Annotated in this window: 12 protein-coding genes and 1 pseudogene; 5 read left to right on the top strand and 8 right to left on the bottom strand. The window is 67.9% G+C overall.

Features of this window, described 5'->3' with window-relative positions; translation table 11 throughout:
- The 3 genes and pseudogenes from K0M70_RS16070 to K0M70_RS12325 form a co-directional block, all read right to left on the bottom strand.
- Positions 1-943 (bottom strand): dihydropteroate synthase (locus tag K0M70_RS16070; protein ID WP_343211214.1); only part of this gene is annotated, 943 nt, incomplete at its 3' end.
- A 120-nt stretch (positions 944-1,063) separates the two neighbouring features.
- A pseudogene (locus K0M70_RS16065) lies at positions 1,064-2,143 on the bottom strand (homocysteine S-methyltransferase family protein); the annotation flags it as partial.
- Positions 2,140-3,069: a metalloregulator ArsR/SmtB family transcription factor gene (locus K0M70_RS12325; RefSeq protein ID WP_290782361.1), complete on the bottom strand. Its 930-nt coding sequence runs from the start codon at positions 3,067-3,069 to the stop codon at positions 2,140-2,142. The gene K0M70_RS12325 and the pseudogene K0M70_RS16065, both read right to left, overlap by 4 nt.
- A 160-nt stretch (positions 3,070-3,229) precedes the next feature.
- Between K0M70_RS12325 and K0M70_RS12320 the strand changes: the two genes are divergently transcribed.
- The 5 genes from K0M70_RS12320 to K0M70_RS12300 all read left to right on the top strand — a co-directional run bounded on the left by K0M70_RS12320 (position 3,230) and on the right by K0M70_RS12300 (position 12,035).
- Positions 3,230-4,390, top strand: a complete 1,161-nt coding sequence (locus K0M70_RS12320) for an acyl-CoA dehydrogenase family protein (protein ID WP_290782359.1) — start codon at positions 3,230-3,232, stop codon at positions 4,388-4,390.
- Between the two features lie 183 nt (positions 4,391-4,573).
- A complete protein-coding gene (locus tag K0M70_RS12315) occupies positions 4,574-4,987 on the top strand; it encodes a hypothetical protein (protein ID WP_290782357.1) in 414 nt (137 codons plus the stop codon).
- A gap of 263 nt (positions 4,988-5,250) precedes the next feature.
- Positions 5,251-10,164 carry an NAD-glutamate dehydrogenase domain-containing protein gene (locus K0M70_RS12310; protein ID WP_290782356.1) on the top strand — a complete coding sequence of 1,638 codons (4,914 nt, stop codon included), beginning with the start codon at positions 5,251-5,253 and terminating at the stop codon, positions 10,162-10,164.
- Positions 10,165-10,295: 131 nt separating this feature from the next.
- On the top strand, positions 10,296-11,066 hold the full coding sequence (locus tag K0M70_RS12305) for an NAD kinase (protein WP_290782365.1): 771 nt from the start codon (positions 10,296-10,298) through the stop codon (positions 11,064-11,066).
- Positions 11,067-11,108: 42 nt separating this feature from the next.
- Complete coding sequence (locus tag K0M70_RS12300; RefSeq protein WP_290782354.1) at positions 11,109-12,035, top strand: 5'-nucleotidase; 927 nt, start codon at positions 11,109-11,111, stop codon at positions 12,033-12,035.
- Positions 12,036-12,148: 113 nt separating this feature from the next.
- On the opposite strand, the gene K0M70_RS12295 is transcribed toward K0M70_RS12300, so the two are convergent.
- The 5 genes from K0M70_RS12295 to K0M70_RS12275 form a co-directional block, all read right to left on the bottom strand.
- Positions 12,149-12,562, bottom strand: a complete 414-nt coding sequence (locus K0M70_RS12295) for a hypothetical protein (RefSeq protein ID WP_290782353.1) — start codon at positions 12,560-12,562, stop codon at positions 12,149-12,151.
- A gap of 256 nt (positions 12,563-12,818) precedes the next feature.
- Positions 12,819-13,976: an MFS transporter gene (locus K0M70_RS12290; RefSeq protein ID WP_290782351.1), complete on the bottom strand. Its 1,158-nt coding sequence runs from the start codon at positions 13,974-13,976 to the stop codon at positions 12,819-12,821.
- A gap of 79 nt (positions 13,977-14,055) precedes the next feature.
- Positions 14,056-15,315, bottom strand: a complete 1,260-nt coding sequence (locus tag K0M70_RS12285) for a DUF4785 domain-containing protein (RefSeq protein WP_290782350.1) — start codon at positions 15,313-15,315, stop codon at positions 14,056-14,058.
- Positions 15,316-15,318: 3 nt separating this feature from the next.
- Positions 15,319-16,191 carry a hypothetical protein gene (locus K0M70_RS12280; protein WP_290782363.1) on the bottom strand — a complete coding sequence of 291 codons (873 nt, stop codon included), beginning with the start codon at positions 16,189-16,191 and terminating at the stop codon, positions 15,319-15,321.
- Positions 16,192-16,336: 145 nt separating this feature from the next.
- The gene (locus K0M70_RS12275; RefSeq protein WP_290782349.1) at positions 16,337-16,735 is read right to left on the bottom strand and encodes a nuclear transport factor 2 family protein; all 399 of its coding nucleotides are present in this window, start codon (positions 16,733-16,735) and stop codon (positions 16,337-16,339) included.
- Positions 16,736-16,740: the final 5 nt, after the last annotated feature.

Genomic DNA, 16,740 nt, shown 5'->3' with positions numbered 1-16,740 from the left:
CCCGCGCCCGCGCGGCCGCCTGGCGCGCCTCTTCGGTGTCGGCTTCGACGAACTTGTCGATGCCGTGCACCAGGGCGTGGCTGATGCGGGCGTCCACCGGCGCATCGCGCCAGGCCAGGTCTTCGGTGCGGACTTCGCCCTTCTTTGACTTGTGCTTGTCGGCCTCGGCCAGCAGGCGTTCGGTGCCGTCGGCGCGGCGGTTGAGCACCACGTCTTCCACGGCGTCGCGCAGCGAGGGTTGGATGTCGTCATACAGCGCCAGCGCGCCGGCGTTGACGATGCCCATGTCCATGCCGCCGCGAATGGCGTGGTAGAGGAACGCCGCGTGGATGGCCTCGCGCACGGCGTTGTTGCCGCGGAACGAGAACGACACGTTCGACACGCCGCCGGAGATGTGGCTGAGCGGGAAGCGCTTCTTGAGCTCGGTGGCCGCTTCGATGAAGGCCACCGCGTAGCCGTCGTGCTCCTCGATGCCGGTGGCGATGGCGAAGATGTTGGGGTCGAAGATGATGTCCTCGGGCGCGAAGCCCGCTTGGTCCACCAGCAGGTGCCAGGCGCGCGAGCAGATCTCAACCTTGCGCTCGTAGGTGTCGGCCTGGCCCTGTTCATCGAAGGCCATCACCACCACCGCGGCGCCGTGGCGGCGCACCTTGGCGGCGTGGTCCAGGAACGCCGCTTCGCCTTCCTTCATCGAGATCGAGTTGACGATGGCCTTGCCCTGCACGCACTTCAGGCCGGCTTCGATGACGCTCCACTTGGACGAGTCGATCATCAGCGGCACGCGGGCGATGTCGGGCTCGGCGGCCACCAGGTTGAGGAAGCGGGCCATGGCGGCCTCGGCGTCCAGCATGCCCTCGTCCATGTTGACGTCGATCACCTGCGCGCCGTTTTCCACCTGCTGGCGCGCCACGGCAAGCGCCTCGTCGTAGCGGCCCTCAAGGATCAGTTTCTTGAACTGGATGGAGCCGGTGACATTGGTGCGTTCGCCGACGTTGACGAAGTTGGTTTGCGGCGTGATGACGAACGGCTCGAGGCCCGCCAGCCGCGTGAACGGTTCGATGGTGGGGACGGCGCGCGGCGGCAGGCCGGCCACGGTGCTGGCGATGGCCGCGATGTGCTCGGGCGTGGTGCCGCAGCAGCCGCCAACGATATTGAGCAGGCCGGCCTCGGCGAACTCGCGCAGCGTGCCCGCGGTTTCATCCGGGCCCTCGTCGTAGCCGCCAAAGGCATTGGGCAGGCCGGCGTTGGGGTGGCAGCTGATGTGCGTGTCGGCCACCTGGGACAGGATGTCGATGTGCGCGCGCAGGTCGCGCGCGCCCAGGGCGCAGTTCAGGCCGATGGAAATCGGCCGGGCGTGGCGCAGCGAGTACCAGAACGCCTCGGCGGTCTGGCCCGACAGCGTGCGGCCACTGCGGTCGGTGATGGTGCCCGACACCATCACGGGCAGGCGCGCGCCCAGCGCTTCGAACAGCTCTTCGAGCGCATACAGCGCCGCCTTGGCGTTGAGCGTGTCGAAGACGGTTTCGACCATCAGGATATCGGCGCCGCCCTCGACCAGGGCGCGGCCGGCTTCCACGTAGTTGGTGACCAGTTCATCGAAATGCACGTTGCGGAAGCCGGCGTCCTCGACCTTGGGGCTGATGGACGCCGTGCGGCTGGTGGGTCCCAGCACGCCGACCACGTAGCGCGGCTTGGACGGGTCGGCGGCTTCGAACTCGTCGCAGCAGGCGCGCGCCAGGCGCGCGGCCTCGCGGTTGAGCTCAGGCACCAGGTGTTCCAGTCGGTAGTCGGCCTGCGACACGGCGGTGGAGTTGAAGGTGTTGGTTTCCACCAGGTCCGCACCCGCCGCGAGGTAATCGCGGTGCACGGCGGCGATGATTTCCGGCCGGCTCAGCGTCAGCAGGTCGTTGTTGCCCTTCAGGTCGCCTGCGGCGCAGCCGCAGTGCGGGCCGTGTTCGTGGCCCTGGGAGAAGTGCAGGCCGTCATAGCCCTGGGCGAAGCGCTCGCCGCGATAGCCGGCCTCGTCCAGCTCGTAGCGCTGGATCATGGTGCCCATGGCGCCGTCCAGCACCAGGATGCGCTGGGTCAGGGTCTGGAGCAGGCGCTCGGTGCGCGCGGGCTGGTGCCAGGGCAGGGTCTTCAAGGCTTGCGTGCCAGCAGGGTCAGTACTTCGAAATGGGGCGGGCGCTTCTCACGCGTCACCGATTCGCAGACGGTGACTTCCAGCCCCGCCTTGTCGGCGTAGCGGCGCAGGTCCTTGGCGGTGAAGCCCAGGTTGACGTGGCCGTAGGGCGTCACGGCCGACTGGTGTTCGTGCTTGCCCAGGCAGGTGGCGACCAGCCGGCCGCCCCGGCGCAGCACCCGGGATGCCTCGACGATGGCCTGGCCGGGTTTGCTGGCGTAGGTAAGCGCATGCATCAGCAGCACCAGGTCGAAGCTGTTGGCCTCGAAGGGCAGGGCCTGCATGTCGCCCTCCAGCACTTCCACGTGGCGGTATTTCTTCAGGCGATCGCGGGCCGCGCCGACCACGCGCGCGCTGGAGTCCACGCAGACGTAGCGACGGGCATGCGGCGCCAGCAGTTCGGCCAGCACGCCGTCGCCCGAGGCCACGTCCAGCACGTCGCCGGGTTCGAGCAGGGGCAGGGTGGACCGGGCCAGCGCTTCCCAGGTGCGGCCCGGGGAGTAGTGCCGCTCCATGTCGCCGGCGACCGAGTCGGCCCAGTTCTGGTCGCTGGCGCGCGTGGCCAGGATGGCCGGCAGCCGCTCGGCGTCCTGGCGCAGCAGCGGGTCGTCGGTGCTGTCGCGCAGGGTTTCCCAGAGCCGGCCTTCAGCCGGGTCCAGCGACTCGGCGTTGAAACGGTAGTAGGCGCTGACGCCGGCGCGGCGGTCGCGCACCAGGTCGGCTTCCTTGAGCTTGGCAAGATGGGTGGACACGCGCGGCTGGGCCAGGCGGGTGATGCCCGACAGCTCGGCCACGGTGAGCTCTTCGCGCTCAAGCAGGGCCAGCAGGCGCACCCGCGTGGGGTCGGCCAGGACCTTCAGGCAGGCCGACCAGGCGTCCAGATCCATGCTTCATCCTTTCATCCGGATTTAAAGATATCGAGAGGTTAGGCGCGGTCGCCAGGGGCGTCAAGGCGCGCCGTGAAAGGCTTCACGCCCCGTCCACCTGTTCGGACCGGTGCGAGCCGCTACAATTGCGTACTTACCCGTATCGAATAGAGGGCTTGCCGTGGACTTCCGATTCACCGAAGAGCAGCTGATGATCCAGGACGTCGCCCGGCGCATCTCCCAGGAGAAAATCGCGCCCAGCGCCGAGCACCACGACCGCACCGGCGAGTTCCCGCTCGAGAACATCCGCACGCTGGGCGAGAACGGCCTGATGGGCATCGAGGTGCCGGCCGAATACGGCGGCGCCGGCATGGACCCGATCAGCTACGTGCTGGCCATGATCGAAATCGCCGAAGCCGACTGCGCGCACTCCACCATCGTGTCGGTGAACAATTCGCTGTTCTGCAACGGCATCCTGAAGTTCGGCACCGAGGCGCAGAAGCAGCTTTACGTGCGTGCGATCGCCGAGGGCCGCGAAATCGGCGCCTTCGCGCTGACCGAGCCGCAGTCGGGCTCGGACGCCACGGCCATGCGCTGCAAGGCCGTGAAGCAGGACGACGGCACGTACGTGATCAACGGCAAGAAGAGCTGGATCACCTCGGGCCCGGTGGCCAAGTACATCATCCTGTTCGCCATGACCGACCCGTCCAAGGGCGCCAAGGGCATCACCGCCTTCATGGTGGACACCGCCAAGCCGGGCTTCCACCGCGGCAAGACCGAGCCCAAGCTGGGCATCCGCGCCTCGGCCACCTGCGAAATCGAGTTCCAGGACTACGTGGCCAGCGCCGATGAGGTGATCGGCAAGGACGGCGAGGGCTTCAAGATCGCCATGGGGGTGCTGGACGCGGGCCGCATCGGCATCGCTTCGCAGGCCGTGGGCCTGGGCAAGGCGGCCTACAAGGCGTCCCTGGCGTACGTGAAGGAGCGCAAGAGCTTCGGCCAGCCGATCGGTTCGTTCCAGATGATCCAGGCCAAGATTGCCGACATGAAGTGCCGCCTGGACGCGGCCGAGATCCTGACCCTGCGCGCGGCGTGGGCCAAGACCGAGGCCGAGAAGGTCGGCGGTCGCTTCAGCACGGAAGCCTCGGTGGCCAAGCTGACGGCGTCGGAAGCGGCGATGTTCATCACCCACGCGGCGCTGCAGATCCACGGCGGCATGGGCTATTCGAAGGAAATGCCGCTGGAGCGCTATTTCCGCGACGCCAAGATCACCGAGATCTACGAGGGCACCAGCGAGATCCAGCGCCTGGTGATCGCCCGCAACGAGACCGGCCTGCGCTGAGCCATCTGCGCCGCTTGCACCACGAAAAGCCCCGCTCCGGCGGGGCTTTTTGTTGAAGCCAGGTCCCACTGGCGCGGTTTTCGTTCGCCGCGCCTGGTTTGCGCCCGTGCCGGCATGCATTCGCAGCAGACCCTCGGGTGGGCGTATTGTGTCCGCGACGCCATGGCCGATCGGAGCCGCCTCGTGTTCAAGCCAAAAACCCTGCTGTTGGCCTTTATCGCCGGCTTCATCGCCACCCTCGTGTTCCATCAGGGCCTTCTGCAGTTGCTGCACCTGGCAGGAACGGTTCCGGTGGCCGCATGGAACATGGATCCGGCGCCACCGCTGGGCGTTCCCAAAGTCATCTCCCTCGCGTTCTGGGGCGGGTTGTGGGGCATCGCGCTGTGGGCGCTGATCCGTAAACGCAACGGCCTGGCGCACTGGCTGCTGGCGATTGTGCTGGGTGCACTGCTGCCCAGCCTGGTTGCATGGTTCGTGGTGTTTCCGATCAAGGGCATCGCGCTCAGCAGCAGCCTGGTCGTCGGCGCGCTGATTCTCAACGGTGCGTGGGGCCTGGGTGTGGCGCTTTGCATGCGACTGTTCGAAAAGCGCGCCTGAATCCCACCCGTCGGCGCGCGTCGCCGGACCCGCGCCGTACGCGGCCGTATGCCAATCCCAGCTGAAGGAGAGCATCGGGGCGGGAAGGGTCGGGTGGCGCGCGCCCCCCCCCCGGGGGCGCGCGTCCCGGCCCCCGCGCGTACGGGGGCCTTTTCCAAACCCCACCTTACGCAGAGCATGGGGGGGGTACGGGTGGGGTGGCCCGGCGACCGGCGCCGGGGCTACAATTCCGCACCTTTTTTCGTCCTGCGAGAACGCGGTCAATGAACGCCCACGCCCTGGCCTCCGCCGATACCCTCGATGCCGTCATCGCTGCACTCCCGGCAAGCTTGCCAGCCGCGGAAATGGGCCTGCTGGAGGAGTTCACCCGGCGCTTCTTCGAGCGGCTGCCGCAGGACGAACTTGAAGCCCGCGAACCGGCCGACTGGGCCGCCGTGGCGCAGTCCTTCCTCCGCTTCGCCCGCCAGCGTCCGGCCGGTGTACCCAAGATCGCCGTCAGCAACCCCACGCGCGCCGCAGACGGCTTCGACAGCACCCATACGCTGGTGCGCATCGTCAACGACGACATGCCCTTCCTGGTGGATTCGGTGCGCATGGCGCTGTCGCAGTTCGGCGCCACCCTGCACCAGATCGCGCATCCGGTGATGGCGCTTGGCCGCGACGACGCTGGCCAGCTGCTGCACCTGGGCCAGGGCCCGGCCGAATCCCTGATGTACCTGGAAATCGACCGCCAGGCCGACGCCGAGGCGATGGCGGCGATTGAAGACGCGCTGCGCAGCGCATTGGGCGACGTCCGCGAGGCCGTGAGCGACTGGTCGGTGATGAAAGATAAGATGCTGCGCATCGCCGAAGAGTTCGACACCCGTGCGATGCCTTTGGACGCCGACGGGCGCGCCGAGGCACAGGCCTTCCTGCGCTGGGCCGCCGACAACCACTTCACCTTCCTGGGCTATCGCGAATACGAAGTCACCGACCGCCAGCTCACCGCGGTGCAGGGCAGTGGCCTGGGCCTGATGCGCGGCAAGGACCACCTGGTGCAGCCGCGCCCGATCACGGGCCTGGCCGCGGCCGACCTGGAGCCCGGCGCGTCGCTCGACGCGCTGATCCTCACCAAGACCAATGCCCGTTCCACCGTGCATCGCCCCGGCTACATGGACTACATCGGCGTGCTGGTGTTCGACGAGGCCGGCCGCGCCGTGCGCGAACAGCGCTTCCTGGGCCTTTACACGTCCAGCGCCTACAACCGCCGCCCCTGGGAAATCCCCCTGGTCCGCCAGCGCCACGAGTCGGTGATGGCGGCGTCCGGTCTGTCCGTCAACAGCCACAGTGGCAAGGCGCTGCGGCACATCCTGGAGTCGCTGCCGCGCGAGGAGCTGTTCCAGTCCAGCGCCGAAGAGCTCGAGCGCACCGCGATGGGCATCCTGGGCCTGCAGGAGCGCGCCCGCACCCGCCTGTTCCTGCGCCGCGATCGCTTCGGCCGTTTCTTCTCGGCCCTGGCCTACATTCCGCGCGACCGCTTCAATACCGGCATCCGCCAGCGCATCGAAGCCCTGTTGATGCGCGAATTGAACGGCGAGCGCCTTGACCACAGCGTGCAGATCGGTGAATCGCCGCTGGCCCAGCTGCACCTCGTCATCCGTCCCAAGGCTGGCGCCAAGGTGGAGTTCGACCAGGAACGCCTGGAGGCCGAACTGGCCAGCATCGTGCGCGACTGGCACGACGAACTGCGCGAGATCCTGGTGCGCGGGCAGGGCGAGGAAATGGGCCTGCGCCTGTTCCAGCGCTATGGCCGGGCCCTGCCCACCAACTACAGCGACGCCGTGTCGCCGCGGCTGGCCGCCGACGACGTGCTGCAGGCGGCGCGCCTGGCCGGCCCCGGTGACCAGCGCATTTCGTTCTACCGCCACGGCGACGACCTGCGCCTGAAGCTGGTGCGCCGCAGCGGCGACGTGGCGCTGTCGGACGTGCTGCCGGTGATGGAAAACCTCGGCCTGCGGGTGCTCACCGAGCATCCCTACGAGTTCGAGGTTGAAGGTGAGAAGGTGTCGATTCAGGACTTCGAGGTGCAGTCGCGCCGCGGCGAGATCGACGTGGACGCCGCGCGCCTGCCGTTCGAAGAGGCGTTCACCGCCATCTGGAGCGGCAACGCCGAGAACGACGGCTTCAACCAGCTGCTGCCCAGCGCGCGGCTGGAGTGGCGCGACATCGCCATGCTGCGCGGCTACACCAAGTACGCGCTGCAGACCGGCGTGCCGTTCTCGCAGCCGTACATGGAAGAAACGCTGCAGCGCTACCCGGTGATCGCGCGCCTGCTGTTCGAGCTGTTCGCCGCGCGCTTCGAGCCCGGCCGCGAAACCCCGATGGACGCCGCGGGCCAGAAGGCACTGCACGACCAGATCGCCTGGCTGCTGCCCAAGGACCAGCGCGAAGCGCTGGACACCATCCCGCAGGAGATCGCCGCGGCCCATGCCCTGGACCGCACCGCCCAGATCGACGCCTGCGTGGACGCGCTCGAGATCCTGCTCGACGCGGTGGTCACCAGCATCGATGATGACCGCATCCTGCGCGGCTACATGTCCCTGATCAACGCCACGCTGCGCACCAGCTTCTACCAGGTGAAGGACGGCGGACCGCGCGATTACATCAGCTTCAAGTTCGATCCCGCGCTGGTGCCCGACCTGCCCAAGCCGCGCCCGTACCGCGAGATCTTCGTCTACTCGCCGTTCGTCGAGGGCGTGCACCTGCGCTTCGGCCCGGTGGCGCGCGGCGGCCTGCGCTGGTCCGACCGCCGCGAAGACTTCCGCACCGAGGTGCTGGGCCTGGTGAAGGCGCAGATGGTGAAGAACACCGTGATCGTGCCCGTGGGTTCCAAGGGCGGCTTCGTGGTCAAGCGCCCGCCCGTGGGCGGCGACCGCGACGCGCAGCTGGCCGAGGGCATCGCCTGCTACAAGCGTTTCATCAACGGCCTGCTCGACATCACCGACAACCTGGTGGACGGCGAAGTGGTGCACCCGCAGGACGTGGTGCGCCATGACAACGACGACCCCTACCTGGTGGTGGCGGCCGACAAGGGCACGGCCACCTTCTCCGACATCGCCAACGGCATTTCGGCCGAACACGGCTACTGGCTGGGCGATGCGTTCGCCTCGGGCGGCTCGGTCGGCTACGACCACAAGGGCATGGGCATCACCGCCCGCGGCGCGTGGGAGTCGGTGAAGCGCCACTTCCGTTCGCTCGGCATCGACTCCCAGAACCAGGACTTCACCTGCGTGGGCGTGGGCGACATGTCCGGCGACGTGTTCGGCAACGGCATGCTGCTTTCGCGCCACATCCGCCTGCTGGCGGCGTTCGACCACCGCCACATCTTCTTGGACCCGAACCCCGAGTCGGAGCGCAGCTTCATTGAACGCCAGCGCCTGTTCGCGCTGCCGCGTTCAAGCTGGGAAGACTACGACCGGTCGCTGATCTCCGCGGGGGGCGGCATCTACCCGCGCGGCGCCAAGTCCATCCCGGTCTCGGCGCAGGTGAAGGCGGCCCTGGGCATGGACACCGATGCCGACCAGGTGACGCCGACCGAGCTGATGAACGCCATCCTCAAGGCGCCCGCCGACCTGCTGTGGAACGGCGGCATCGGCACCTACGTCAAGGCCGCGTCCGAAACCCACGCCGACGTGGGCGACCGCGCCAACAACGGCCTTCGCGTCAACGGCGGCGAGCTGCGCTGCCGGGCGATAGGCGAGGGCGGCAACCAGGGCATGACCCAGCGCGGCCGCATCGAAGCCGCCAACGCCGGCGTGCTGGTGAACACCGACTTCATCGACAATTCCGCCGGCGTGGACACCTCCGACCACGAGGTGAACATCAAGATCCTGCTGTCGGCGCCGGTGGCGCGCGGCGAGCTTTCCCAGGCGCAGCGCAACACCCTGCTGGCCAGCATGACCGACGAAGTGGGCGAGCTGGTGCTCAACGACAACTACCGCCAGAACCAGGCCATCAGCCTGATGGAGCGCATGAGCGCTTCGCGCCTGGGTTCGTTCGGGCATTTCATCCGCACCCTCGAGGCCCAGGGGCTGCTTGACCGCGCCATCGAGTTCCTGCCCACGGACGCCGAACTCAGCGACCGCAAGGCCCGCGGCCTGGGCCTGACGCGCCCCGAGCTCTCGGTGCTGCTGAGCTACGACAAGATCGTCATCTTCAACCAGATGCTCGATTCCGACGTGCCCGAGGACCCGTACCTTTCCAAGGAGCTGGTGCGTTACTTCCCCAAGGCGCTGCAGGAAACCTACGCCAACGACATGGAGAACCACCGCCTGCGCCGCGAGATCATCGCCACCGCAGTCACCAACTCCACCGTGAACCGCATGGGCTCGACCTTCCTGCTGCGCATGCAGGAAGACACCGGCGAAACGCCGGCGCAGATCGCCAAGGCCTACACCATCAGCCGCGAAGTGCTGGACGCGCGCGAACTGTGGGCGGGCATTGATGCCCTGGACCTGAAGGTGCCCGAGAGCGCCCAGCTCGACGCGCTCACCGGCATCTGGCACCTGCAGCGCAACATGACGCGCTGGCTGCTCAACCGCCCGGGCGAGTCGCTGGACATCGCGCAGAAGGTGGAACGCTACGCCGGCGGCGTCGCCGAGCTGCGCGGCGCGCTGGCCCAGGTGCTGCCGGGCGAAGCCCGCGGCGAATACCTGGCCGACGTGGCGCAGTGGCGCCAGCTGGGCTTCCCCGAAGACCTCGCGCAGGCCTTCGCCAGCCTGCCGTTCCTGGCCTACGCGTTGGACATCGTCGAAGTGGCGATCGAACAGGGCCTGGCCGTGCGCGACGTGGCGGCGGCTTATTTCGGCCTGTCCGACGCGCTGCACACCAAGTGGCTGATGGACAGCGTGGAAGGCCTGCCGGTGGACGGCCGCTGGCATGCCCAGGCCCGCGGCGTGCTGCGCGACGAGCTGCAGGCCCAACAGCGCGCGCTGGTGGGCCAGGTGCTGGGCACGGCTTCGGCCACCCGCCAGCCGCAGGCGTTGGTGGAGGCGTGGCTGTCGCGCGACGACGCCACCCTGCGCCACACGCTGGCGATGTTCGCCGACATGCGCAACCTGCGCGGCCTGGACTATCCGACGCTTTCGGTGGCGGTGCGCCGCCTCGCACAGGTGGTGGCGGCTGGCGCCGGCCGATAGGAATCAGTGACGAAGAATAAGGGGCTGAACAGGGCAGGCGGCTGCGTTGCTGCCCTGTCGCTTCTTGTTTGCGGCCTTCTGGCGGCAATATTCCCGCTGCCATGGGCATGCAGTAAGCTGAGGCCATGAGCCTGCCTGCCCAGCCCCGCATTGCCTTCCTCGCCAGCCCGGCGCCCGAGGCGCAGGCGGCGCTGGCCAAGCTGACCGCCGCGCATGGCTCGATCGCACCTGGCGATGCCGACGTCATCTGCGCGCTGGGCGGCGACGGCTTCATGCTGCAGACCCTGCACCGCCACGGCCCGCTGGGCATCCCGGTGTTCGGCATGAAGCTGGGCACGGTGGGTTTCCTGATGAACCAGCACCGGCCCGAAAGCCTGATCGAGCGCCTGCATGCCGCCGAAGCCGCCGTGCTGCGGCCGCTGGAAATGGTGGCCGTCACAGAGTCTGGCGCCACCGTCACTTCGCTGGCTTACAACGAGGTGTCGCTGCTGCGCCAGACGCGCCAGGCGGCGCACCTGCGCGTGCATCTCAATGGCCAGGTGCGGCTGGAGGAACTGGTGTGCGACGGCGCCCTGGTGGCCACGCCCGCCGGCAGCACCGCCTATAACTTCAGCGCCCACGGCCCGATCCTGCCGCTGGGCTCACAGGTGGTGGCGCTGACGCCGATCGCGGCCTTCCGCCCGCGGCGCTGGCGCGGCGCCATCCTGCGCGCCGACACCGTGGTGAAGCTGGAGGTGCTGGACGGTTACAAGCGCCCGGTCAGCGCCACCGCCGATTCGCACGAAGTGCGCGACGTGGCCGAAGTCACCGTGCGCGAGTCGAAGGAGCGCACCGTCACCCTGCTGTTCGACCGCGAGCACAACCTCGAGGAACGCATCCTCAACGAACAGTTCCTCACCTGAGCGCTCTCACTCCGTGAGACCGGCACGGCGCACACTGCCCCCATGAGCCCGCTATCCGCCAAGCCTGAGAACCCCGCCGAACGCCTCGTGGTGGCCATCACCGCGCGCGCCCTTTTCGACCTGGAGCACAGCCACGCGCTGTTCAACGCCGACGGGCTGGAGGCCTATGCCCAGTTCCAGCGGGCGCGCGAGAAAGACGTTCTCGCGCCGGGCATGGCCTTTCCGCTGGTGCGCAAACTGTTGGCGCTCAACGCCGGCGCGCCGGCTGAATCGCCCCGCGTGGAAGTGGTGCTGCTGTCGCGCAATTCCTCCGACACCGGCCTGCGCATCTTCAATTCCATCCGCCACTACGGCCTGGGCATCGTGCGCGCGGTGTTCACCAGCGGTGCCGAAACCTGGCCCTACATCAAGCCTTTCGGCGCCCAGCTGTTCCTGTCGGCCAACCCGGCTTCGGTGCGCAGCGCGCTGGAACACGGCTTCGCCGCGGCCACCATCCTGCCGGCCACCGCCTACGAGCCGTCGCACCCGCAGCTGCGCATCGCCTTCGACGGCGACGCGGTGATCTTCGGCGACGAATCCGAACGCGTTTCGCAGACGTCGGGGCTGGCGGCGTTCCACAGCAATGAGTCCAGCCGCGTCAACGAGCCCCTCTCGGGCGGCCCGTTCCGTGGCTTCCTGGCAGCACTGCACGAACTGCAGGCGGCCTTCCCCCCGGGCGAGGAATCGCCGCTGCGCACGGCCCTGGTCACGGCCCGCTCGGCGCCCGCGCACGAGCGCGTGATCCTCACCCTGCGCGAGTGGGGCGTGCGCCTGGACGAAGCCATGTTCCTGGGCGGCCGCGACAAGGGCCCGTTCCTGGAGGCCTTCGGCGCCGACATCTTCTTCGACGATTCCCGCCACAACATCGAAAACGCCAGCCGCCACGTCGCCACCGGGCATGTTCCGTTCGGCGTCACCAACGAAGGCTAAGGATTGGTCCAGGTCTTCACGACTCACTGGGCATCTGAAGCCTGCCAAGCTATACCGTTCGCCGAAATTGTTGCTCTCGCGTTCTGAGCCCGGCAGGGAGGGCGACGTCGGGTCTACGCGCAGGTTAGTCCCTGTCTTCCTATCTTCAGTCTCAAGAGGTTGCCAGCAGCCAAGCTGACCAGAATGCGAGTTACCCCGCCGTATGCGGCCGTTTCGTTCACCCAGACGTTTGTTGCTCGCTGGGCGCGCCAAACGCTGATCCCGCCTTCATCACGGACCCAGCGCAGACCGCATAGATCCTTGTCAGCTGCGTCGCCGCTCTTGAACTCTTCCGTGAGTATTACGCTTCCCTCAAGAGTCTCGTTGTTCTTCAGAAACTCTTGGATGTCTGGCTTGCCATCAGGAACGCACATGCCTTCGTCATTGCAGATCTCATCGTTCGCGCAGTCCGCGTCGGAATCGCAGGCCAGGATCGCTGGGGAAGCGAGAATGAGGAACGAAAGTGCTATCGCGAGTCTTGGTTTCACCAGAGTTTCCCTGTGTCGAGTTGATGAAGTGAGTTTGAAGCCCATCTACCAAACATCCGGACAAAAATGACCGGAAAAACACATAAGCGGCGCCATAGCGGTGAGCCTGGAAGCCAAGACTTTTCGTGAGCTTAGACTGGTCGCCTCAGGCAGACAATCCGTCGCAGCCAGGCCCCGCACTGGCTGTTTGCCATTGGTCGGCCTGGTGGTTGGTGCGGCCCATAGCCTTGGGGGCACCGCCAGCCAGAGGCCTGTTTCAGCTCTGGCGTGCCCTCAGAGGCGTTTGCCGCCGCAGCGCATAGACAACCCACGCCACCACGGTCACCGCCGCGCCCAGCAGGAACGCCAGCCTGCCGCCGCCGGCGCTTTCCCACGCCAGCGCCGCCATGCCCGCGCCCAGCACGCCGCCCACGCCGGAGCTGAAGCCGTAGAGCAGGCTCTGGCCGGCGGCGGCGCGCTTGCCGGGGAAGAAGGTCGACATCTGGCGCATGACGCAGGCGTGGAAGACCGCGAAGCTCAGCGCGTGCGTGCTGGCGGCCAGCATCATCACCGGCAGCGAGTGTGCGAACAGCGCGGTGACGGTCCAGCGCACCACGGTCACCGCCATGCACACCATCAACAAGCGGCTGGCGCCAAAGCGCCCGATCAGTTTCGGCGCCTGCCAGAACATCGCGATCTCAATCAGCACGCCGATCGCCCACAGCATGCCGATGGCCGCGCCCGAATGCCCGGCCGCCTGCATGTGCAGGGTGTAGAAGACATAGAACGGCCCGAAGCCGACCTGCATCAGCAGCGCCATCAGCAGGAAGCGGCGCACGCCGGGGCGCTTCCACAGGTGGCCGGCGTCCTCCACGGTGTCCACGTGCGCGGGCGGCGTGTCGTGGCGGTGCGGCCACGCGGCCACCAGCATCGCGGCGAACAGGGGCAGGGTGAGCCACGGGAACGCGCGGTCGCCGAAATGGTCCATCAGCGCGCCATAGCTCGAGGCCACCAGCAGGAAGCCGATCGAGCCCCACACCCGCAGCCGCCCGTACAAATCGGTGCGCGGGCCCAGCGCGGTGAGCGTCATGGCTTCGAACTGCGGCATCACCGCGTTGTAGAACAGGCCGAAGGCCGCCATCACGCCCAGCAGCGCCCAGGCCGACTGTGTGAATAGGAATCCGGCGAAGCACAGCAGCGTCAGCGCGCAGCCGCCGACGAACCATTCGCCCGGCCGGGCACTGCGGCCCGACAGTGCCGCCCACACCGGCGGCGACACGATGCGGCTGCCGTACCAAAGGCCCAGCATTGCGCCGACCACGTAGCCGCTGTGGCCCAGGCCGTCCACCCAGCGCCCGATGTAGGGCGTGTAGGCGCCCAGCGCGGCGTAGTAGAAGAAGTAGAAAAGCGAGAAGCGCCGGAGGCTGGCGTCCATTCCGTGGCGGGTCCGAAAAGAAAACGGCCGGACCCGAAGGCCCGGCCGTCATGATCGCCGGTTTCCCCGGCCGCAGGAACTAGCGCTGGCGCGGGGCCACGCCGCGCACCGGCATCGCCGGCGCCGGCGCGATGGCCCGGCGCGGGGCCTGGCCTTCGCGCAGGGCCAGCTCACGCGTGTCCAGCGTGCCCATGCGGCTCTGGTCCTTGAGCTCCAGGAAGCGCAGCTCGTAGGGCGCGCCATAGCCCATCGGCACGTTCACCCTGCCGAAGGCCAAGGCCAGCTGGCGCTGGCCCGGTTCCAGCCAGTTGGCCATGTGCGCCTGCGAAACCGGGCGGCTGACGCCGTCCGGAGCCGTGGCATACAGCGTGCCGCGCAGCTCGTAACGCCCCGGAGCCGCCACCTGCACCGGCAGGTCGAAGCGCACGGCCGCGGCGTTGAAGCCGTAGCCGCCGTCCAGTTTCGCGGTCGGACGCGTCACTTCCACGGCCGTGTTGGCGTCGCGCTGCACGCTGGCGCCGTCGGCGAAGGTGCCGGCCGACAGCTGCACTTCCCACAGGCCCGGCTCGCTGCCGGCGTCGTCGGGCAGCTGCAGGCGCGCCCTGCCGCTGCTGAAGGCCAGGTCGTAGCTGCGGCCCGAGGGCGACACCAGCACGCCGGCCACCTGGTTGTTGGCCAGGGCCAGCGTGTCGTCGCCGCGCTGCATCGCCGCCGCCACTTCCAGCGTGTCGCCGGCCAGCACGCGGCTGCGATCAGCCTGCGCCCTGAACACGAACGGGCTTTCGGGCTCGTACACGTGCACCAGGTAGCGGCCCTTGGCGTCGGTCATCTGCACCTGGAAACGGCCCTGGCCCTGTTCCTTGGCCAACTGCACGATGGCCGAACCGTCCGGCACGTCCATGCCCGCGGCCTTGAGCTGCGCGGCATTGGTCTTGCGCTGGAAGCTTTGCGGCTCCGGGATCAGGCGGCCGTTCTTGAACATGCGCACCTGGTCGGGATCCACCGCGCGGCTACCCTGGGCCGGGCTGATGCGGATCACGGCGCCGGCGGCGGTGGTGTCGATGGCCAGGCCGGCCTGCAGTTCGCTGGCTTGCGCCACGGCCCAGAACTCGCGGCTTTCGGCAAGGAAGGGCGCCTGCGCGTCCAACACAGCCTCCGGATCGAGCGCCCAGGCGAAGGCGACGGGCTGGCGTTCGAATTCACCCACCGGCGCGGGCGCGGCCTGCAGGCGCGACGGCGACTGGTCGGCAGCGCCGGGCGGCAGCAGCGTGCCGGCCTGTGCGGAGAAAGCGACGGATACGGCGAGGGATATCAGGCAAAACGCGAGGTTCTTGTTCATGGCTCAGGACCTCATGTCGGTGCGCAGGATGTTGTCGAGGCCGAAGCAGGCCCGGCGGCTCTGGTTGTGCGACAGCGGTTCGCTGCCGGCCATGCGCGCCTTGTCCTGGAACCACACGCTGCCCGCGGCCGACTGGCTGGAGCACTCGAGGAAGCCGTCGGAACACGAGTTCAGCCACAGCTGCGTGGTCTCCAGGCCTACGTTCTCGATGTAGCCACCGCAGTAGCTGTCGCCGTCCCAGATGGCCGAGTCCACGTCGGTGCCGACCACGGTGCGGAACAGACGGGGCAGGGCCGGGCGGCCCGCGGTGCCCTGCAGCCAGTTGGCGTTGTAGCTGGCCATCCAGCTGGTCTGCTGCATGCGAACGGCGTCGTTCTTCTGGCCCACCAGCCAGCCCAGCGAGGTCTCGAAGATGTTGCCCGAGATCACCGCGTTGGCCAGCGGCGTGCCCGCCGACGAGGGCGCCAGCGCGTTCACGCGCACGGTCTTGGCGATGATGTTCGGGTAGCGGCTGTCCCAGGTCGGGTTGGACAGGATCCAGCGCATCACGTTGCCGCCGTTGCTGTGCGTGACCACGATCAGCCGGGTGATGCCCTGGGTGTTGATGAAATCCGTGAGCTGGCCCGCAAGGCAGCCACCGGCCGCCGCATCCCACATGTATTTGGTGAAGTCGCAGTTGATCACCACGTAGTTGGCCGGATTGACCAGGCCGCCGCGCACGTTGTTGACGAACTCGGGCTTCCAGTAATCGGCGGTGGCGTTGGTCTGCTTGCCGGTGCCGTGCACGAAGGCGACGCCGGTGTTGGCGCTGGACACGCTTGAAGCGGCTGCGAGGGCAGCCAAGAGTAGATATCGCACGATTCCCTCCCCAGAGATTCGATGCCTGACGCGGTGTTCCCGTCCCTGCGTAGCCCCGTCCAACAAAAAGCCGGCACTCCAATGCGCCGGCGTATGGTGGTTGAGACTACGGATAAAACCGTGACGGTCAACACATTTCGATGCTGCGCCGCGCCATTCCGGGCTAGGGCGTGGGCGATTGCGCCTGCAGCATGGCGGCCATTTTCGCGTGGATCAGCTGGATGGCCTTCAGCGGCCGCAGCATCACCTTGAACTCCACGATCCGGCCTTCGTCGTCCCAGCGGATCATGTCCACGCCGTTGACCACGATGCCGTCGATGGTGACCTCGAACTCCAGCATCGCGTCGTGCGGGCCGCTGACTTCACGCACGTAGCGGAAGCTTTCGTTGAAGAACACGTGGAAGGCCGCGGACAGGTACTGCGTGGTGACCGCGCGGCCCAATTGCGGCGTGTGCACCACGGGCGAGTGGAACACCACGTCCTGGGAAAGCAGCGGCGCGATGCCGCGCGTGTTGCGGGTGGCCACCAGGTCGTGCCAGCTGGCCAGGGTGTCGATGCTCATGCCAG

Origin of the sequence: Arenimonas sp. (assembly GCF_019459675.1) — a bacterium.
Classification (GTDB): Bacteria; Pseudomonadota; Gammaproteobacteria; order Xanthomonadales; family Xanthomonadaceae; genus Arenimonas.
The sequence above is the reverse complement of the archived record's forward strand: the minus strand, read 5'-3'. Positions and strand labels throughout refer to the sequence as shown.

Excerpts from the sequence above, each read along its gene's own strand:
- K0M70_RS12325 (WP_290782361.1), bottom strand. The coding sequence starts at position 3,069 with ATGGATCTGGACGCCTGGTCGGCCTGCCTGAAGGTCCTGGCCGACCCC.
- K0M70_RS12310 (WP_290782356.1), top strand. The coding sequence starts at position 5,251 with ATGAACGCCCACGCCCTGGCCTCCGCCGATACCCTCGATGCCGTCATC.
- K0M70_RS12300 (WP_290782354.1), top strand. The coding sequence starts at position 11,109 with ATGAGCCCGCTATCCGCCAAGCCTGAGAACCCCGCCGAACGCCTCGTG.
- K0M70_RS12290 (WP_290782351.1), bottom strand. The coding sequence starts at position 13,976 with ATGGACGCCAGCCTCCGGCGCTTCTCGCTTTTCTACTTCTTCTACTAC.
- K0M70_RS12285 (WP_290782350.1), bottom strand. The coding sequence starts at position 15,315 with ATGAACAAGAACCTCGCGTTTTGCCTGATATCCCTCGCCGTATCCGTC.
- K0M70_RS12275 (WP_290782349.1), bottom strand. The coding sequence starts at position 16,735 with ATGAGCATCGACACCCTGGCCAGCTGGCACGACCTGGTGGCCACCCGC.